The sequence below is a fragment of the Variovorax sp. DAIF25 genome (genome assembly GCF_050711835.1).
In the GTDB taxonomy this organism is placed as follows: domain Bacteria; phylum Pseudomonadota; class Gammaproteobacteria; order Burkholderiales; family Burkholderiaceae_C; genus Variovorax.
Map to the genome: position 1 here is coordinate 5,660,168 of NZ_CP136636.1, position 19,695 is coordinate 5,679,862.

The 19,695-nt window shown below is 66.5% G+C and carries 12 protein-coding genes, 5 tRNA genes and 3 pseudogenes; 10 read left to right on the forward strand and 10 right to left on the reverse strand.

From position 1 onward, the window contains the following. Window positions 1–26: 26 nt before the first annotated feature. Window positions 27–869: a hypothetical protein gene (locus R0232_RS26120; RefSeq protein WP_431509964.1), complete on the forward strand. Its 843-nt coding sequence runs from the start codon at window positions 27–29 to the stop codon at window positions 867–869. A gap of 7 nt (window positions 870–876) precedes the next feature. Here R0232_RS26120 and R0232_RS26125 read toward each other — a convergent pair whose 3' ends face one another. Further along, window positions 877–1,590 (reverse strand): autoinducer binding domain-containing protein, encoded by a 714-nt coding sequence (locus tag R0232_RS26125; protein ID WP_431509965.1) that lies wholly within the window; start codon window positions 1,588–1,590, stop codon window positions 877–879. Between the two features lie 504 nt (window positions 1,591–2,094). Between R0232_RS26125 and R0232_RS26130 the strand changes: the two genes are divergently transcribed. The 4 genes and pseudogenes from R0232_RS26130 to R0232_RS26145 all read left to right on the forward strand — a co-directional run. Next, complete coding sequence (locus R0232_RS26130) at window positions 2,095–2,784, forward strand: acyl-homoserine-lactone synthase (protein ID WP_431509966.1); 690 nt, start codon at window positions 2,095–2,097, stop codon at window positions 2,782–2,784. After that, a pseudogene (locus tag R0232_RS26135) lies at window positions 2,781–2,864 on the forward strand (ESPR domain-containing protein); the annotation flags it as partial. The gene R0232_RS26130 and the pseudogene R0232_RS26135, both read left to right, overlap by 4 nt. 231 nt (window positions 2,865–3,095) lie before the next feature. Beyond that, window positions 3,096–7,505: pseudogene (locus R0232_RS26140) on the forward strand (ESPR-type extended signal peptide-containing protein); the annotation flags it as partial. 189 nt (window positions 7,506–7,694) lie between these two features. Then, window positions 7,695–8,180 (forward strand): annotated as a pseudogene (locus R0232_RS26145) (YadA-like family protein); the annotation flags it as partial. A gap of 18 nt (window positions 8,181–8,198) precedes the next feature. Here R0232_RS26145 and R0232_RS26150 read toward each other — a convergent pair. The 5 genes from R0232_RS26150 to R0232_RS26170 form a co-directional block, all read right to left on the reverse strand. Next, window positions 8,199–8,275: transfer RNA gene (locus R0232_RS26150), tRNA-Asn, on the reverse strand. A gap of 9 nt (window positions 8,276–8,284) precedes the next feature. After that, window positions 8,285–8,361: transfer RNA gene (locus tag R0232_RS26155), tRNA-Arg, on the reverse strand. Window positions 8,362–8,368: 7 nt separating this feature from the next. Next, window positions 8,369–8,444 (reverse strand) — tRNA-Glu (locus tag R0232_RS26160). A gap of 16 nt (window positions 8,445–8,460) precedes the next feature. Next, a tRNA-Trp gene (locus R0232_RS26165) sits at window positions 8,461–8,536 on the reverse strand. A gap of 365 nt (window positions 8,537–8,901) precedes the next feature. Beyond that, window positions 8,902–8,978, reverse strand: a tRNA-Leu gene (locus tag R0232_RS26170). A gap of 493 nt (window positions 8,979–9,471) precedes the next feature. Between R0232_RS26170 and R0232_RS26175 the strand changes: the two genes are divergently transcribed. The 5 genes from R0232_RS26175 (at window position 9,472) to R0232_RS26195 (ending at window position 13,940) form a co-directional block, all read left to right on the forward strand. After that, a complete protein-coding gene (locus tag R0232_RS26175; RefSeq protein WP_431509967.1) occupies window positions 9,472–10,428 on the forward strand; it encodes a phosphate acetyltransferase in 957 nt (318 codons plus the stop codon). 9 nt (window positions 10,429–10,437) lie between these two features. Next, a complete protein-coding gene (locus R0232_RS26180) occupies window positions 10,438–10,893 on the forward strand; it encodes a GNAT family N-acetyltransferase (protein ID WP_431509968.1) in 456 nt (151 codons plus the stop codon). A 26-nt stretch (window positions 10,894–10,919) separates the two neighbouring features. After that, the gene (locus R0232_RS26185) at window positions 10,920–11,279 is read left to right on the forward strand and encodes a hypothetical protein (protein WP_431509969.1); all 360 of its coding nucleotides are present in this window, start codon (window positions 10,920–10,922) and stop codon (window positions 11,277–11,279) included. A 37-nt stretch (window positions 11,280–11,316) separates the two neighbouring features. After that, window positions 11,317–12,246, forward strand: a complete 930-nt coding sequence (locus R0232_RS26190) for an SMP-30/gluconolactonase/LRE family protein (RefSeq protein ID WP_431509970.1) — start codon at window positions 11,317–11,319, stop codon at window positions 12,244–12,246. Window positions 12,247–12,443: 197 nt separating this feature from the next. Beyond that, the gene (locus R0232_RS26195) at window positions 12,444–13,940 is read left to right on the forward strand and encodes a carboxylesterase/lipase family protein (protein ID WP_431509971.1); all 1,497 of its coding nucleotides are present in this window, start codon (window positions 12,444–12,446) and stop codon (window positions 13,938–13,940) included. Between the two features lie 68 nt (window positions 13,941–14,008). On the opposite strand, the gene R0232_RS26200 is transcribed toward R0232_RS26195, so the two are convergent. The 4 genes from R0232_RS26200 to R0232_RS26215 form a co-directional block, all read right to left on the reverse strand. Further along, window positions 14,009–14,764, reverse strand: a complete 756-nt coding sequence (locus tag R0232_RS26200; RefSeq protein ID WP_431509972.1) for a helix-turn-helix domain-containing protein — start codon at window positions 14,762–14,764, stop codon at window positions 14,009–14,011. A 106-nt stretch (window positions 14,765–14,870) separates the two neighbouring features. After that, window positions 14,871–15,803: a dimethyl sulfoxide reductase anchor subunit family protein gene (locus tag R0232_RS26205; RefSeq protein ID WP_431509973.1), complete on the reverse strand. Its 933-nt coding sequence runs from the start codon at window positions 15,801–15,803 to the stop codon at window positions 14,871–14,873. A gap of 5 nt (window positions 15,804–15,808) precedes the next feature. Beyond that, window positions 15,809–16,528, reverse strand: coding sequence for a 4Fe-4S dicluster domain-containing protein (locus R0232_RS26210; protein ID WP_431509974.1), 720 nt, complete (start codon window positions 16,526–16,528; stop codon window positions 15,809–15,811). A gap of 149 nt (window positions 16,529–16,677) precedes the next feature. Beyond that, entirely contained in the window at window positions 16,678–19,617 is a 2,940-nt protein-coding gene (locus tag R0232_RS26215) for a molybdopterin-dependent oxidoreductase (RefSeq protein WP_431509975.1), read from the reverse strand. Window positions 19,618–19,695 lie beyond the last annotated feature (78 nt).

The following is a 19,695-nucleotide window of genomic DNA, read 5'->3' on the forward strand; positions in this document are numbered from 1 at the left end:
CGCGCGCACGCACCCGACCACGAACCATGAACAGCACCACCACCTCCAACCGACCGCTGCAGCGCTTCTACCTTCTCGCCGTCGCCCTCGTGGTGTTCCTCGGTTGCTGGGTGGCGCCGATCGACACGCCCGCGCGCGCGCAGGTCGAGGACGGACTCAAGCGCGCCCTGACCACCTTCGCCGCGGCACGCGCGCTCGGCGCGGTGGTCTCGGTGGCGCAGGGCACGCAGGTCGACGCCACGCCCGGCGGCATCGGCGTGAGCCTCGCACCGGGCCAGGCGCTCAAGCCGCTCAACGAACTGATCGAACAGTTCGCGGCCATCATGCTGGGGGCCAGCGTGTCCTTCGGCATCCAGCTCGTGCTGCTGAAGATCGGCGCGCATGCTTACATGTCGGTGCTGGTCTGCGCGGTGGCGCTCGCATGGATCGCCTGGCGCTGGCACAGCGGCCGTTCGCCGCGCTGGCTGCAGTCGCTCATGATCGGGCTGCTGCTGGTGCGCTTCGCGGTGCCGCTGTCGGCCATGGCCAACGAGGGGCTGTACCGCGTCTTCATGGCCGACGAGTACCAGTCGGCGCTCGCGCTGATCGAGAAGTCGCCGGCCGCCGTGGTCGACACCACGCAGGAGGCGCAGCCGAATGCGCAGGAGGGCTGGAAGGAACGCATCGAGCGCTGGCTGCCGAAGCTGCCGAACCTCAAGGCCACCTACGATCAGATCATCCGCTCGGCCTCGGACTGGGCCGAGCGCATCGTGAAGCTGATCGCGCTGTTCGCGCTGCAGACCGTGGTGCTGCCGATCGCGCTGCTGTGGATGGCGTGGCGGGTGGCGCGGGCGCTGGTGCGCGAGCCGGTCTATCGCGTGGCGGGTTGACCGCCCGCTAGTCCACGAGGCCCATCAAGACCGCACGGACCACCGCGGCGGTCTTGTTGGGCGTGCCGAACTTCGCGATGACGTTCTTCACGTGGAAGTTCACGGTGTCGAAGGCGATGTGGAGGATGTCCGAGATCTCCCTGGAGGACTTGCCGTCCGCCAGCCACTTGAGGATCTCGATCTCGCGCTTGGTCAAAAAGATTTCGGGCGCTCGTTCGCTGCTCGATGACAGCGTGCGCGACAGCATGTGGTGAGCGACGCAGGCCAGGTAGCGCATCCGAAGCTCCTTGGCCTCCAGTTCGCGTGCGGTGATCGCTTCGCCCGAACGTGCCAGGCTGAACATGCCCATCACGCCATTGGCATCGAAGCTGGATTGCGACCACCCGACGCTCAGGCCGAACGAATGCGCGCCGTCCCACAGCTCCGGCGTATCGGCAAACACCGCATCGCTCCAGACCAGCGGATTCTGCGTTCGGCGCCCATGCGCCACGGTGGGGTCGGTCGCCAGGTAGCCCGCCGCCGCATACCGCTCCCGCCATGGGACGGGATAGTTGTTGATCAAGAGAAACCTGGGGCTGGCAATCGGCAGCGGCAGGCGCACGCCATAGGCGCAATGGTCGAATCCCACGTCGCGGGCGGCTTCGAGAATTTGCGCAAAAACGGCCTCCTTGTCGTGCGCCTGCTGCAATTTCGTCGATAGATCCTCGATCCATGCATCCATAGCGATCGCCCTCCGCTTTCCTCGCGCCAGTGAGCGCGGGCATTCAAATCCTTTTTCTGGATTGGATCGATGCTAGTTCCTGCTCAAAATCATTTGACACTTATTCAAGGAATGAAAACCAGAGATGTGATTTATTTCTCAAATCAAAGAAATGCCGGAGGCGCGCTTTGGCGCTGGCTTTTCAAGTCCCAGTTGCGAACTTTTTGATACGAGGACAAGGCACCCAACATGGGCGCCACGGAAGGCTTTTCGTAGCAGTGATTTATTTACCATTAAATATTTCACGAGCAATTCCACATCTATCTTTCAGCTTCCCTCCTTTTCGCGTCGGCCACTCGGTCGATAAAGAACCTTCCTCGAACGCGCCGCGTTTTATCCCAGTAGTTTTTGTCTCAGCAGCTGGCAGAGGCATAAGCAATTGCATCCACGGCAACTATTTCTCGGCCGCCGCCCGCCAAACTACTAATTTTGGTAGTTACGACCTTCCCCCTCCCTCGGTTTGAATTGATCGACATATTCAAAGGGAGTGCGATTGCCGTGGAAATCTTGATCGGAAAGCAACGCGATATTGCAGCGGACGTGATGAGGGCCATTGGAAGATATCGCCATCAGGTTTTCATCGAAAAGCTGGGCTGGGATCTGGCGAGCCGGGACGGCCTGGAATTCGACCAGTTCGACCATGCCGAGACCCTCTACGTCGCGGCGCGCGATGCGACCGGGGAGATCGTGGGAACGGCACGCCTTCTTCCCACCGACAGGCCCTATCTTCTTGGCGAGGTGTTTCCTCAGCTGATGGGCGAAGGCGAGCCCCCTCGCGATCCACGCGTGTGGGAGCTGTCCCGGTTCGCGGCAACCGACGTCTTCGCGAGCAGCGGCGACCCGCTTTCGCAGTTCTCCTCCGAGATCGGCGTCGAATTGCTAGAAGCCGTGCTGGCGGTTGCCGCGCGTCATGGCGTGCGGCAACTGATCACGGTGTCACCCCTTGGCATCGAGCGCCTGCTTCGGCGCCATGGCTTCGAGGCGCGGCGTGCCGCGTCGCCGCAGATCGTCGGCGGCAAGCCCGTCTTCGCCTGCTGGATCGAGGTGGGCGACAGACTCGAGAACTCATCACCGGAAGCGGATTCGCGCCAGCGGGTGGCGCTCCTCGACACGCTGCGAGAGAGCATGGCGCAGGAAGCGGGGATGGCGGCATGAACAAGTCGTATCGCACGCTTTGGAGCGAGGCGCTGGGTGCATGGGTGGCGGTATCGGAGATTTCGTCGGCACGTGGAAAGCCCTCGAAGAGCCGCAAGACGGTGGGCAAGGAAGGAGCGACCGCTGGACTTGCAACGCTTCCTTCGATCACAGGACCACCCCGCGGGCCGTCGATTGCCCTGTATGCCGTTGCGCTGGCCTCGATGGTCGTGGCCGACTTCGCGGGCGTGACGCCGGCTCGTGCGCAGTACTCCAACCCCAATGCCGGCAACAAGGCGACGTCGGACGCGACAGGCCAGCGTTTCGACGACGCATTCGCGAAGGGCACCAGCAAGGTATTCCCGTCGGACGGCAAAACAACGGAATCGAAACCGCTGGGCGTGGCTCTCGGCAACAACAACACGGCCAACTTCGGCTCTGTCGTCGTCGGCAGCAACAATGTTGCAGGCAATACCAAAGCCGAGTCAGATTGGAAACAGAACGCCTTTGCATTTGGCAACTACAACGCTGCCTTGGGCGCCAACTCCTTGGCCTTGGGTCTTGGCAACAACGCCTATGGGAACTTCTCCATCGCACTGGGCGCCACCAATCTCGCGACGGGTGCCGCCTCGATTGCCCTTGGATTTCAGTCGAGCGCGTTGGCCGATCTCGCCATCGCATTCGGCAATGCTTCGCGCGCCACGAAGTACGGGGCCATCGCGCTGGGCAACTCCACGAGGGCAAGCGGCATGGGCGCCATCGCCATCGGCGGCGGTGGCGACCCTGCTTCCGACGGTTACTTCGACCCCACGGGCGCCCGGGCGACCGGCGATCAATCCATTGCCCTGGGGGTCAACGCCAACGCGTCCGCCACCGGCACCGTGGCCACCGGCAATTCGTCGAATGCCAGCGGTACCTATGCGGTGGCGATCGGAACCAACGCGAACGCGACCGGCGCGAGCGCCGCAGCGCTCGGACCAGGCGCCACGGCAACCGCGACCGGATCGACCGCACTGGGCGACCACGCCAGTGCCCGCGCGGACGGCGCCAGTGCCATCGGAAAGAACGCACAGGCGACCAAGGCCAACAGCGTGGCGCTGGGCGCGGATTCGGCGACCCATACGGGCGCATTGAGCAACTACGGCGCCTTCGCCCTGTCGAGCAAGCAGTCCTCGTCCGGCGAGGTGAACGTAGGCAACCGCCAGATCACGGGCGTTGCGGCGGGCAGCGCGGACCAGGACGCCGTCAATGTCCTGCAAGTCAAGACCGTCACCGCCTCGCTGTCGAGCAGCATCGATACCACGAACGACAGCATCGGTAGCTTGTCGACCTCGGTATCGTCCGGGCTGAGCACGGCGACGAGCAATATCAACAGCCTGTCGACTTCGACGTCGACGGGGTTGAGCACGGCGACGAGTTCCATCGGCAGCCTGTCGACGTCGACCTCCACGGGGCTGAGCACGGCCACCAGCAACATCGACAGTCTCTCTGCATCCACCTCGAGTGGCCTGAGCACCGCAACCAGTTCGATTGGCAGCTTGTCGACCTCGACCTCGACAGGTCTGAGCACCGCGAACAGCAACATCGATAGCCTGTCGACTTCGACGTCGACTGGCTTGAGCACGGCAACGAGTTCTATCGGCAGCCTGTCGACGTCGACCTCCACGGGGCTGAGCACTGCCACGAGCAGCATCGACAGCCTTTCGACCTCGACGTCGACTGGTCTGAGCACGGCGACGAGTTCTATCGGCAGCCTGTCCACTTCGACCTCCACGGGCCTCAGCACAGCAACCAGCAGCATCGACAGTCTGTCGACGTCCGCGTCGACTGGCCTGAGTACGGCGACCAGTTCCATCGACAGCTTGTCCACATCGACCTCCACGGGTCTGAGCACAGCGAACAGCGGCATCGACAGTCTGTCGACGTCCACATCGACCGGTTTGAGCACCACGACCAGCGCCATCGACAGCCTCTCGACTTCGACGTCAACGGGTTTGAGCACTGCGACGAGTTCGATCGGCAGCTTGTCCACTTCGACCTCCTCGGGCCTCAGCACTGCAACGAGCAGCATCGAGAGCCTGTCGACGTCCACGTCGAGCGGACTGAGTACCGCGACGAGCTCGATCGACAGCTTGTCGACCTCGACCTCCACGGGTCTGAGCACGGCGACCAGCGGCATCGATAGCTTGTCGACTTCTACGTCGAGCGGACTGAGTACCGCGACAAGTTCGATCGACAGCTTGTCGACCTCGACCTCCACAGGTCTGAGCACGGCGACCAGCGGCATCGATAGCTTGTCGACTTCTACGTCGACTGGCTTGAGCACGGCGACGAGTTCCATAGGCAGCCTGTCCACTTCGACCTCCACGGGCCTCAGCACTGCAACCAGCAGCATCGATAGCCTGTCGACGTCCACGTCTAGCGGACTAAGTACCGCGACCAGTTCGATCGACAGCTTGTCGACCTCGACCTCCACGGGCCTGAGCACGGCGACCAGCAGCATCGACAGTCTCTCTACATCCACCTCGAGCGGTTTGAGCACGGCGACGAGCTCCATCGAGAGTCTGTCCACGTCGGCCTCTACGGGCCTGAGCACTGCGACGAGCAGCATCGACAGCCTTTCGACTTCAACGTCGACTGGCTTGAGCACGGCGACGAGTTCCATAGGCAGTCTGTCCACTTCGACTTCCACGGGCCTCAGCACTGCAACCAGCAGCATCGAGAGCCTGTCGACGTCCACGTCGAGCGGACTGAGTACCGCGACCAGTTCGATCGACAGCTTGTCGACCTCGACCTCCACGGGTCTGAGCACAGCGACCAGCGGCATCGATAGCTTGTCGACTTCCACGTCGACCGGCTTGAGCACCGCGAGCAGTTCCATCGGCAGTTTGTCCACATCGACCTCTACGGGTCTGAGCACCGCGACGAGCTCGATCGGCAGTCTGTCCACCTCGACCTCGACGGGTCTGAGCACAGCGATCAGCGGTATCGACAGCCTGTCGACGTCGACCTCCACGGGTCTGAGCACGGCAACGAGCTTTATCGGTAGCTTGTCCACGTCGACTTCGACAGGTCTGAGCACCGCTACGAGCAGCATCGACAGCCTCTCGACTTCGACATCGAGCGGACTGAGTACCGCGACGAGTTCGATCGACAGCTTGTCGACCTCGACCTCCACGGGTCTGAGCACAGCGACCAGCAGCATCGATAGCTTGTCGACTTCTACGTCGACCGGCTTGAGCACCGCGGCAAGCAGCCTCGACAGCCTGTCGACGTCTACCTCGACTGGCCTGAGCACGGCAACGAGCTTTATCGGAAGCTTGTCCACGTCGACTTCAACAGGCCTGAGCACTGCAACCAGCAGCATCGACAGCCTTTCCACATCGACCTCCACGGGTCTGAGCACCGCCACCAGCAGTATCGATAGCCTGTCGACTTCGACATCGACTGGCCTGAGCACGGCGACGAGTTCCATCGACAGTCTGTCCACCTCGACCTCTACCGGCCTGAGCACGGCAACCAGCAGCATCGACAGCCTTTCGACCTCGACGTCGACCGGCTTGAGCACCGCGACGAGCTCGATCGGCAGCCTTTCCACTTCGACCTCCACGGGTCTGAGTACAGCAACCAGCAGCATCGACAGTCTCTCTACATCCACCTCGAGTGGCCTGAGCACCGCAACGAGTTCGATCGGCAGCTTGTCGACATCGACCTCCACGGGCCTCAGCACTGCAACGAGCAGCATCGACAGCCTGTCGACCTCGACGTCAACCGGTCTCAGCACGGCAACCAGCGCCATCGGCAGCCTTTCCACCTCGACTTCGACAGGCCTGAGCACCGCCACCAGCAGCATCGACAGCCTGTCCACATCGACCTCCACGGGCCTGAGCACGACGACCAGCTCGATCGGCAGTCTTTCGATCGGCCTGAGCACCGTCACCAGCGGCATCGGCAGCCTGTCGATCGGCCTGAGCACGACCAACAGCGTCATCGGCAGCCTGTCGACGTCCACCTCGAGCGGATTGAGCACCACCGCGAGCCGTATCGACAGCCTCTCGACCTCCACCTCGAGCAGCCTGAGCACGACCACGAGCCGCATCGACAGCCTGTCGACCTCCACCTCGAGCGGCCTGAGCACGGCGACGAGCAGCATCGCCAGCCTGTCGACCTCCACCTCGACCGGCCTGAGCACGGCCACCAGCAGCATCGACAGCCTCTCGACCGGCCTCAGCACCACGAACAGCCATCTGGGCAGCCTGTCGACGGGACTGAGCACGACCAACAGCCATGTCGCGAGCCTGTCGACCTCGACCTCCACCGGCCTGAGTACCGCCACCAGCGGCATCCAAAGCCTCTCGAGCGGGCTGAGCACGACGAACAGCAACCTCCACAGCCTGTCAACGAGCATCAGCGGCTCGGTCAGCGGCATCGGCAGCCTGTCGACGGGACTGAGCACCGCCAACAGCCGCGTGACCGACATCTACGACAACGGCACGAAGTACTTCCACGCCAACTCGAAGGCCGCCGACTCGCAGGCCATCGGCCAGGAGTCGGTGGCGATCGGGCCGCAGTCGGTGGCCAGGGGCGACAACGCCCTCGCAGCCGGCAACGGCGCGAAGGCGATCGGCAACGGCTCCGTGGCCATGGGCTTCGGCGCGCAGGCCATGGGAGACGGCGCCATCGCGGTCGGTACCGGGGCGCAGTCGAGCGCATCGCAAGGCACCGCCATCGGCTTCGGCGCGGTGGCCATGCAGGCCGGTGGCGTGGCACTCGGCGCGGGCTCGGTCGCATCGACGGGCGCGGGCATCGCCGGCTACGTGCCGCCGAGCGCCACCTCGGAGCAGGCAGCGGCCATCCGGGCCACGACGAGCACGCAGGCCGCGGTGTCGGTGGGCGACGCGGCCAAGGGCCGGTTCCGGCAGATCACCGGGGTGGCCGCGGGCACGGCCGACAGCGACGCCACCAACGTGGCGCAACTCAAGGCCACGGCCAACACGGTCAAGGCCGGCAGCGTTCAGTACGCAACCAACCCCGACGGCTCGGTCAACTACAACGAGATCACGCTCGGCGGCGGCCAGGCACCGGGCGGCACGCGCATCGGCAACGTGGCGCCGGGCGTGTTGCCGGGCGATGCAGTGAACCTGCAGCAACTCTCGCAGGTACAGAACCAGGTGAGCGAGACCGCGGGAATCGCCTACAGCGGCGTGGCCATCGCGAGCGCGATGAGCAGCCTGCCCCAGGCCATGACGCCGGGGAAGAATCTGATGTCGCTGGGCGTGGGCTCCTACTCTGGCTACGGCGCGCTGGCCTTCGGCTACTCGTACCGCACCAAGGACGGCAACTGGGTCTACAAGGTCAATGGCGGCTTCAGCGGCAAGAAGACGAGCCTGGGCGTGGGCGTGGGGTACGAGTGGTGATGCGCGCCCGCCGCAAGATGGCTCCCCGGACACGGTTCGAACGTGTGACCTGCGCATTAACAGTGCGCCGCATCTACCCGCTGAGCTACCGGGGAAAAAGAGAATGGCCCCACGTGCACGACTCGAACGTGCAACCCCCTGCTTCGTAGGCAGGTGCTCTGATCCATTGAGCTAACGCGGGATGAGGATGGCGTCTCGTGCGGGATTCGAACCCGCGATTTCCGGAGTGAAAGTCCGGCGTCCTCACCGCTAGACGAACGAGACGCAAAAGAAAAGGAGGTGGCGCGCGCGGAAGGAATCGAACCTTCAACCGCTGGTTTTGGAGACCAGTGCTCTGCCAATTGAGCTACACACGCACGATGAGAACGAAGATGGTCTGGGTGGCAGGACTCGAACCTGCAGCCTCCTGCTTCCAGGGCAGGCCGTCTACCTGATTGACATAGGGTCTGTCATCAATCAAACGCCCTCGCGAAGCCCTGTTGCGCGGGGCAGTGCAAGGCGCCCTGAGCGCTGCGTAGCGCGCTACGTAAGCGAAGGGCAACGCCGCAATGCACCGCGCAACAGGGCTTCCCTCCGGGCTGGCCCCGCCATACGGCGGCTACTTTGTCGGCCGGCTTGCCCATGGGTGACCATGGGCTGCGCCGTCCTTCGCGCATCCACCGCATGGCGGGGCCAGCGCGAGGGCGTTTGATTGATGACAGACCCTAAACCCAGGGAAATTTGGTGCCTCGGGGGAGACTCGAACTCCCAGAATTCCGCTTCTAAGGCGGACACGTCTACCAATTGCGTCACCGAGGCTGAATGTGTTTTCTCTTGCTTGCCGAGGCGAGGGGCCGCGCCATCGCGGCCCCGCCTCGTCGTTTCGAATTTTTAAGGAGCGTGCATGAGGCTTATGGCTTCATGCGCTGCAGCACGATCGCTGCATGGGTCAAGGGTTCGGTGATGAGGCGCCAACGCAAAAAGGCCCGGAACCTTTCGGTGTCCGGGCCTCTTGGTGAAGAGCGCTTTGGAGGTCGTCGCCTAAGCGCGCCCTCCACCCGGATGCAGCCTGTGGTTCTCGTTCAGCCATGCAGCGACCGTGACGGCCAGCAGAGCGCGCACGAGCGGCCGGACCGGCATGGGTCGGAGGCTGTCGATGGAAATGCGGGCTGCGGTGGTCACGATGGGTCCTGCGGTGTTGTGCGTGGAATCGAAAATGCGCAGTCTGCTGCGCGAAGGAGTCGGACTGTAAATAGTCTTTACGCCGTCGTCAACACACCGACTGAAAAATTTTTGAAGTAAGGTTGCCCGCATGGCCGCACCCCACCCCACCACCTCCCATCCGCACTACGACCGCCTGATCGCCACCGCGCGTGGCCTGCCGCCGCTGCGCGTGGCGGTGGTGCATCCGGCCAATGCCGTGTCGCTCGAGGCCGCGCTCGCCTCGGCCGCGCTGGGCCTGATCGCGCCCACGCTGGTGGGCCCGCGCGCGAAGATCGAAGCGGCAGTGCACGAGATCGGCATCGACCTCTCGGGCATCGCCATCGTCGATGCGCCGCACAGCCATGCCGCGGCCGACGCGGCCGTGGCGATGGCCCTGCGCGGCGAGGTCGATGCATTGATGAAAGGCAGCCTGCACACCGACGAGCTGATGGGCGCGGTGGTGCGCCGCGAAGGCGGCCTGCGCACCTCGCGCCGCATCAGCCATTGCTTCGTGATGGACGTGCCCGGTCATGCGCAGCCGCTGGTGATTTCCGATGCGGCGATCAACATCGCGCCCACGCTCGAGGAGAAGGTCGACATCGTGCAGAACGCGATCGACCTCGCGCATGCGCTGCTGATGCCGGCCGTGCGCGTGGCCATCCTCTCGGCCACCGAAACGGTCAACGCCAAGGTGCCCTCCACGCTCGACGCGGCCGTGCTCTGCAAGATGGCCGACCGCGGCCAGATCACGGGCGCGCAGCTCGACGGCCCGCTCGCGATGGACAACGCGATCGATGCCGAGGCCGCGCGCATCAAGGGCATCGTCTCGCCCGTGGCGGGCCGCGCCAACGTGCTGATCGTGCCCGACCTCGATGCCGGCAACATGCTCGCGAAGAGCCTCACCTTCCTCGGCGGCGCCTACGCGGCCGGCATCGTGCTCGGCACCAAGGTGCCGGTGATCCTCACGAGCCGCGCCGATTCGGAAGCGGCACGGCTCGCCTCCTGCGCCGTCGCGTCGATGCTCGCGAAGGCGGGGCGCGACCGGCTCATCAAGGCCGTGGGATAGCCTTCGTCCATGACCATTTCGCCCGAGTCGCCCGACCAGCCCGAGGTGATCGCCCTGATCGCCGAACTCGACGCCTATCAAGACACGCTCTACCCACCCGAAAGCCGGCACGCGCTCGACCTCGCGTCGTTGAAGCAGGCCAACGTGCTGTTCTTCGTCGCGCGCGACGACACGGGGCGGGCCATGGGTTGCGGCGCGGTGGTGCTCGACACCACGCAGGGCGAGATCAAGCGCATGTACGTCGCGCCCGGCTTCCGGGGGCGGGGCATTGCACGCCGGCTGCTTCAGGCGCTGGAGTCCGCATCCATCGACGCGGGCTGCAAGGTGCTGCTGCTGGAGACGGGGCCGTTCCAGCCCGAAGCCCTCGCCCTCTATGCCTCGCTCGGCTATGAACGGCGCGGCCCCTTCGGCAGCTACACCGACGATCCGCTCAGCGTGTTCATGCAGAAGACGCTGGCAGGCTGACGGCCGGATCGCGGCAGAATCGCCGGATGCTGTCGATACTGCTCCGGATCGTTCTGCCCTTCCTGCTCAGCCTTCTCTGCACCTACCTCCTGGGATTGCCGCTGTACGCCGTGGCCGTGCATCTCGAGTGGTTCACGGCCATCCCTTTCTGGCTGCTGGGCCTGGCCATCGGTTTCGGTTGCGGCCTCCTGTCGGCGCGAAGCTGCGTCCGGGCCATCCGATGGGGCGGCGCGATCGGTGCCTTCGGGCTGGGGATTCCGCTCATCGCCGCCAGCCTGGGTTCCGCCCTGTACTTCGTCGTTCCCTGCCTCGCCATCTATGTCTTCGTTCAGGGCATCGCGGCGCGGTCCGGGTCCCGCTACAGAACACGGCTCGCGCGCGGATGAAGCGCGGCTTGCATCCACGCCCTCGAGGAGACACTCCATGAAGGTCCGAGAACTCGCCAGCGGCCTGCAGTTTCCCGAAGGACCGATCGCCCTGCGCGACGGCTCGGTGCTGCTGGTGGAGATCGCGCGCGGCACGCTCACGCGCGTGCGGCCCGATGGCCTGGTGCAGGTGGTGGCCGATCTCGGCGGCGGCCCGAACGGTGCCGCGATCGGCCCCGACGGCGCGGTCTACGTCTGCAACAACGGTGGCTTCAAGTGGCACACCGAGGCCGACGGCAGCGTGCGGCCCGTGGGCCAGGCCGACGATTACTCGGGCGGGCGTATCGAACGCGTGAACCTCGCGACCGGCCGCGCGGAGCGGCTCTACGACACGGTCGAAGGCGGCGCGCTGTGCGGGCCCAACGACATCGTGTTCGATGCACATGGCGGCTTCTACTTCACCGACCTCGGCAAGGTGCGCGAGCGCGACATGGACCGCGGCGGCCTGTTCTACGGCCATGCCGACGGCGCCGCCGCGCATGCCATTGCGCGGCCCGTGATGACGCCCAACGGCATCGCGCTGTCGCCCGATGGCCAGACGCTCTACTACGCCGAGACCGAGGGCGCGCGCGTCTGGGCCTTCGACATCGTGGCGCCGGGCCGCGTGCGCAAGGACGGCTGGCCCTCGCCGCATGGCGGGCGCATGCTCTGCGCCTCGCCGGGCGGGCACTACCAGCGCTTCGATTCGATGGCGGTCGATGCGCTCGGCAATCTCTGCGTGGCGACGCTGCTGCATGGCGGCATCAGCATCGTGGCGCCCGACGGCGGCCAGGTCGAGCACCTGCCGCTGCCCGACCGCTACACCACCAACATCTGCTTCGGCGGCCCCGGCCTGCGCACCGCCTTCGTCACGCTGTCGGGCAGCGGGCGGCTGATCGCGATCGACGACTGGCCCACGCCCGGACTGGCGTTGAACCACGAGGCCTGAAGTCCGCGCGCGGCGCGCGCCGCGCAAGCACATTCCCACCGCTCGCGCTTGTACCGAGTTGCTGTTGTCGCGCCCGCGTCAGCACAGCATCTCGGTACAAGCGTGCGCGCACCTGCGTTCCTACGATGCCAGCTCACTCAACAACCAGGTGTGGAGACATGAAACGTCAGGACAGAGGTACGGGGATGAAGTGGCTCATGGCCCTCGCATTGAGCGCGGGGCTGGTGGCATGTGGCGGCGGTGGTGGCGGCGGCAGCGGATTCATTCCGCTGCCCCCCGCATCGGGCGGCAATGGCGGCGACCCGCCGCCCGCGGCGGATGCGAACGCCTATGCCGATCCGATCCAGACCGCATCGGGCAAGGTGTCGGGCAGCACGGTCGGCGAAGGCGACACGCAGGTGCACCAGTACAAGGGCATCCCCTACGGCGCGCCGCCGGTCGGCAACCTGCGCTGGAAGCCGCCGCAACCGCCAGCCGCGTGGGACGGTGTCTATGCCGCCACCAGCTACAGCAAGATGGCGCCGCAGCCCTTCCCCGCATCGCCCGTCTACGACGCCGTGCCCGAGTCAGGCATGGGCGAGGACGTGCTGCGCCTCAACATCACCACGCCCGCGAAGAAGAAGGGCGAGAAGCTGCCGGTGATGGTGCTGTTCCATGGCGGCGGCCTCACCACCGGCTCGGTGAACCGCGCGAGCGACAACCTGCCGAACCTGCCCAACCACGGCGTGGTGTCGGTCACGGTGCAGCACCGCATCGGCGCGCTCGGCTACATGGCGCATCCGGCGCTCACGGCCGAGTCCGCCAACAAGTCCTCGGGCAACTACGGCCAGCTCGACCTGGTCGCGGCGCTCGAGTGGGTGCAGGCGAACATCGAGGGCTTCGGCGGCGATCCGGGCAACGTCACCATCTGGGGCCACTCGGGCGGCGGCATGAAGACCAACTGGCTCGTGGCCTCGCCGCTGGCCAAGGGGCTGTTCCACCGCGCCATTGCCGAAGCCGGCTGGACCACCGCCGGCACGCCGCTCGCGCAGACCGAGCAGTACGGCGTGAAGCTGATGGCCAAGGTGGGCGCGGCCGACATCGACGCGCTGCGCAAGAAGCCGTGGCAGGACATCGTCGCGGCCTCGTTCGCGAGCGGCAGCGGCTACACCACGGCCTTCACGGTCGACGACTGGTCGCTGCCCGACACCATCGGCAACCTGATCCTCGACAACAAGCACAGCGACGTGCCCTTCATGGTGGGCAACGGCGGCGCCGAGATCACGGCGGCCAACCCGCTGCGCGGCAACTTCCTCAAGCAGATGGTGAAGGTGCAGAAGTCGCCGATCTACACCTACATCTTCACGCACGTGCCGGTGAACTGGGCCAACGCGGGCGTGGCGGCCTACCACGGGCTCGAGGTGTCCTACCAGTACGGCTCGCTCGCCACGGTCGGGCGCATCTACGGCACCTCGCTGCTGCCCGCGAGCCCCGACATCCCGCCCGATCCCGGCGTGAGCGATCGCGACTACAAGCTCAGCGACGAGGTGATGAGCATGTGGACCCGCTTCGCGACCACGGGCGATCCCAACGTCGCCAAGGTCGGCGTGACCTGGCCGAAGTACGACGACGCCGACCAGTACCTCGACATCGGCATTCCCTCCATCGTGAAGACCGGCTTCTCGACCGTGACGACGAAGCAGATGCCGCGCTGAACGCGCCGCCATGAAGAAGAAAGCCGCCGCGGGTTTCGCCCCGCGGCGGCTTTTTTTGGTGGGCGCGTTCAGGAGAAGAACTTCACCGACTCGCGATCGCGCGAGTACGACGGGCTCTGCCCGTACCAGTGCCGGTAGAAGTGCGAGAGATGCGCCGAGTCGCTCAGGCCCGCCTCGTGCGCGATGTCGGTGAGCGAGCGGCCCGAGTACAGCAGCTTGCACACGCGCACCTGCTTGCGCCAGGCCTGGTAGGCACGGAACGACAGCCCGAGCGAATCGGAGATCAGGTGCGACATGCGGTGCGGCGAGAGTTCGAAGGCGCGCGCGAGTTCGACCAGCGTGGCCTCGGGTTCCTCGTCGAGGTAGCGCAGCACCTGCAGCACGCGCGTGTCGATGCGCTGCGCGCGCGGCAGTTGCTCGACCGCCATCGTGACCAGGTCGCGGAAGATCTCCTCGGCCTGCGCGGGCTTGCGCGCGCCCTCGTGCATGCCGGCGAGAAAGCCGTCGAAGGGCTTGAAGGCCTTGCGCTCGAGCACGTGCGCGCCCGGCGGCACGATGCTGCTGAAGGCGCTGAAGAAGGGGGACGAAGGCGGCAGGTTGATGCTCACCAGGCCCGCGTTCGACATGCTCAGCGTGCGCACCGTCTGCGGCGCCACCGCGATCGCGCCGCCCACGAACTGGCGCCGCGGCGTGCGCAAGGTGAGCGGCGTGCCGTCGACGGAGAACAGCAGCACCGCATGAGGCCTGGAGGTGGCGGGGAAGTCGTCCTTGCGCGAGGCGTAGACGTAGGAATTCGCACTGAAGAAATACAGGTGGTCGGTCATCGGAGGGGGCAACCTGTCGTTCGGAAGGCAACGCGTGTTTTTGCATCACCACCCGGCATCCGGCCAGCGTGCTAACCCCTAGCGTCCTCGACGACGGGCATCGGTCCTACGACACCACCTGGTAGTACAGGTTCTGCGGATGCTGCGCCTGCGCGAAGAAGAACCAGCGCTCGGCCAGCAGCCCCGGCGCCTGCACCAGCACCGCGAGCAGCCACGGCAGCGCGGCCGCGCTCGCGAGGCCCCAGGCCAGCAGCAGCGCGGGCAGCGCGAAGGCCAGCAGCAGGAAGCCCAGCTTGACCTGGCGCAGCGCGAGCTGCGAGGCGCCATGGAAGAACTCGCGCGTGTTGAACGAGCCCGCCGACATGCCCATCGACTTCTGCACCAGCTTGTGCGTGCGGATTCCGGTGGCCGATTGCAGGGTGGAGCGCGGGCGCAGCCGCGCATTGCGGCGCAGCGTGACCGCGCGCACGGCCCAGGCCACGAGCGTGAAGGCCAACGCCCACGGGCCGAAGGCCTGCACGAAGCGCGCCTCGCCGGACCCCGCGGCCAGCGCGCAGGCCAGCACCAGGCCCGACGACAGCCCGATCAGCATGAAGTTGGCGATGGTCAGCGGATGCGCCCACTCCTGGATGAAGCGCAGGCAGGCGTAGATCATCGCGGTGCAGTACCACAGCGCGACGGCGCCCCCCAGCACCAGCACGGGCAGCAGCACCGACCAGGGCGCCGCGACCTCGAGCCGCAGCGCGAGCCACCACAGCGCGACCAGCGCGATGAAGGCCGGCAGCACGATCACCTCGCGCGACATCCACGAGGTGCGCCACATCAGCACCGCGCGCCAGGCGCGCGTCTTGCGGCCCAGGTGCATGAACGAGGCCGCGAGGCCCGCGACCAGCAGCAGCTCGGCCAGCGCCAGCGCGCTGCCGAGGAAGCCCGGCGACAGCCCGAGGCCGAACAGCACGGCCAGCGCGAGCGCGGCCACCAGGCCCTGCGCGGCACCGGCCAGCGTGGTGAAGAAGAGGATCGAGAAGGCGGGATGCATGCGCGCTACTCCGGCGTGCCCTGCGCGGGCGCGGCCATGTTGCGGCGCGGCAGGTAGCGGTTGGCGGGGTTGGTCTCCCACTCGGGCATCAGCGGATAGCCGCCGCGCTCGCGGATCGCGCGCGAGACCTCGGAGTCGGGGTCCTTCACGTCGCCGAACAGGCGCGCGCCGGTGGGGCAGGCCTTCACGCAGGCGGGCTTGCGGTCTTCCTTGGGCAGCTGCTCGTCGTAGATGCGGTCGACGCACAGCGTGCACTTGGTCATGACCTGGCGTTCCTCGTCGAGCTCGCGCGCGCCATAGGGGCAGGCCCAGGCGCAGTACTTGCAGCCGATGCACTTGTCGTAGTCGACCAGCACGATGCCGTCTTCCTTGCGCTTGTAGCTCGCGCCGGTCGGACAGACCGGCACGCAGGGCGGGTCCTCGCAGTGCAGGCAGCTCTTGGGGAAGTGCACGGTGTCGGTGTTCGGGAACGAACCGGCCTCGTAGGTCTGCACGCGGTTGAAGAAGGTGCCCGTGGGGTTGGCGCCGTAGGGCTCGAAGTCAGCGAGCGGGCCCGCGCTGCCCGAGGTGTTCCACTGCTTGCACGAGGTCACGCAGGCATGGCAGCCGACGCAGACGTTGAGGTCGATCACGAGGGCGAGCTGCTTGGCGAGGGTCTCGCCGGGCTCGGCGCGCTGGCTCGCCGGACTCCCTCCCCCTCTGGGGGAGGGTCGGGGTGGGGGCACGACAGCCTTCGCAGAAGCAATGCGCCCGATGGCATCGCCGCTGCCCCCACCCCCGCCCTCCCCCAGAGGGGGAGGGAGAAAGGCGCCAGCGGCTTCCGCCACGGGCTGGGGCTGGGCGGCGCTCGCCAGCAAGTCCTTCAACCACTGCATCATTTGCGCCCCCTCCCCGCAAAGTACGTCAACACCTGCGCCGCCTTGCCCAGCACGCCGGGCGCGCTCGGCATGCTCGCGAACTGCGGATAGCTCTCCTCGGGCTCGTCGGGCTCGGCCGGCCGGATGCGCACGCGCACGTCGTACCAGCCGGCCTGCCCCGTGATCGGATCCGAATTGCTGATGCGCCCGCTGGCCGTGCCCGCGCACGGCAGCTCCTCGCTGATCAGGTGGTTGAGCAGGAAGCCCTTGCGCGCCTCGTCGGCGCCCGGCGCGAGCTGCCATGCACCGTCGGCCTTGCCGATCGCATTCCAGGTCCACACGGTGCCGGGCTCCACCGCCTCGCTGTAGCGCAGCATGCAGCGCACCTTGCCCCACTGGCTCTCGACCCAGCACCAGCCGCCGTCGGCAATGCCCGCGGCTTCGGCCGTCACCGGATTCACATGCAGGTAGTTGTGGCTGTGGATCTGCCGCAGCCACGCGTTCTGCGAATCCCACGAGTGGTACATCGCCATCGGCCGCTGCGTGAGCGCGTTGAGCGGATAGGCCGCGGTGTCGGTCGCGGCCTCCTCGAGCGGCGCATACCAGAAGGGCAGCGGATCGAAGTAGGTGGCGATGCGCTCGCGCAGGCCCTCGGGCGGCTGGCGGCCCGCGCTCTTGCCCTGCGCGGCGAGCCGGAAGCTCTGCAGCGTGTCGGAATAGAGCGCGAGCTGCACCGGGTCGTTGCGCTGGCGCCAGCCCTTGTCCTTCGCGAAGTCGAGGTACTCGCGGTTCCAGTTGCGCATGTAGTGCATGGTCTCGGGCATGTGGTACTGGAACACGCAGTTGTTCTGCGCATAGGCCTCCCACTGCTTGGGATTGGGCTCGCCGCGCAGGTGCTCGGTGCCGTCCTTGCCGCGCCAGCCCATCAGAAAGCCGATGCCCGGCTGCGGCTGGAAGTTGACGACGAAGTCGGGATAGTCGGCGTACTTGCGGCCCCCCTCGGCCGTGGTGAAGGCCGGAAACTTGAGCCGCGAGGCCAGCTCGATCAGCACCTCCTGGAAGGGCTTGCACTGCCCCGTGGGCGGCACCACCGGGATGCGCACCGAATCCACCGGGCCGTCGAACTCCGAGATCGGCCGGTCGAGCATGCTCATCGCGTCGTGGCGCTCGAGGTAGGTGGTGTCGGGCAGCACCAGGTCGGCGAAGGCCACGGTCTCGCTCTGGAAGGCGTCGCACACCACCAGGAACGGGATCATGTACTCGCCCTGGTCGTCCTTGCGGTTGAGCATCTCGCGCACGGCCATCGTGTTCATGCTCGAGTTCCAGGCCATGTTGGCCATGAAGATCAGCAAGGTGTCGATGCGGTAGGGATCGCCCTTCACCGCATTGGTGATGACGTTGTGCATCAGCCCGTGGGCCGACAGCGGATGCTCCCACGAGAAGGCATGGTCGATGCGGATCGGCGAGCCGTCGGGGTTGATCGCGAGCTCGTCGGGGCTGGCCGGGAAGCCCAGCGGCGCCGCATTGAGCGGCGTGTTGGGCTGGATCATCCCGGGGTCGTTGAAGGCCCGGTAGTTGGGCACGATGTGGCGCGGGTACGGCGCCTTGTGGCGAAAGCCGCCGGGCGCGTCGATGGTGCCGAGCACGCTCATGAGGATCGCGAGCGCGCGCACGGTCTGGAAGCCGTTCGAATGCGCGGCCAGCCCGCGCATCGCATGGAAGGCCACGGGCCGCGCCTGCGTGGTGGCGTGCCGCTTGCCCCAGGCATCGGTCCAGGCGATCGGCAGCTCGAAGGCCTGGCGCAGCGCGGTCTCGCCCATCTCGCGCGCCAGCTTGCGGATGCGCGCGGCATCGATGCCGGTGATGGCCTGCGCCCATTCGGGCGTGCAGCTCGCCACGCGCTCGCGCAGCAGCTGGAACGAGGGCGCGACGCGCGTGCCGTCGGCCAGCGTGTAGTGGCCCTCGAGCGCGGGATCGCAACCCTCGGCGATGCCCTCGGGATAGGCGGGCTTCACGGTGCCGCTGGCCTTGTCCCACACCAGCTTGTTGTGCGGGTGGCGGCCGTCACCGGGCGGGCCGCGCTCGGGGTCGAAGGCGAACAGGCCCTCGCGCTCGCAGTCGTCGAGCACCACCAGCTGCGGCGCGTTGGTGAAGCGCTGGAGGAAGGCATGGTCGATCAGCTCGCTCGCGATCAGCTCGTGCAGCAGCGCCATCAGCAGCGCGCCGTCGGTGCCGGGCTTGATCGGGATCCATTCGTCGGCGATGGCCGAGTAGCCGGTGCGCACCGGGTTGATCGAGATGAAGCGCCCGCCATCGCGCTTGAACTTGCTGATGGCGATCTTCATCGGGTTGCTGTGGTGGTCCTCGGCGGTGCCGATCATCACGAACAGCTTGGCGCGCTCGAGGTCGGGGCCGCCGAATTCCCAGAAGCTGCCGCCGATGGTGTAGATCATGCCCGCGGCCATGTTGACCGAGCAGAAGCCGCCATGCGCCGCGTAGTTGGGCGTGCCGAACTGGCGCGCGAACAGGCCGGTGAGCGCCTGCATCTGGTCGCGGCCGGTGAACAGCGCGAACTTCTTCGGATCGGTGGCGCGGATCTTCGCGAGCCGCTCGGTCAGGATCTCGAAGGCACGGTCCCAGCCGATCGGCTCGAACTCGCCGGCGCCGCGTTCGCTGCCGGGCTTGCGCAGCAGCGGCTGCGTGAGCCGCGCGGGCGACACCTGCTTCATGATCCCCGAGGAGCCCTTGGCGCAGATCACGCCCTTGTTGAGCGGGTGGTCGGGGTTGCCGTCGATGTAGCGCACCTCGGGCCCGTGCTCGCCCTCGCGCAGGTGCACGCGGATGCCGCAGCGGCAGGCGCACATGTAGCAGGTGGTGGTCTTGACCTCGGTCCGGTCGGTCGGCGTGGGCGCCGCCAGCGGATCGTGCACGGGCTCGCGGGACAGGAAACTGAACACTGGCGGTCCTTTGTTTTCAAGCGTGGCCGGCCGATGGTAGGCAGCATCGATCGAACGGAAAAGCGCAGAATATTGCTC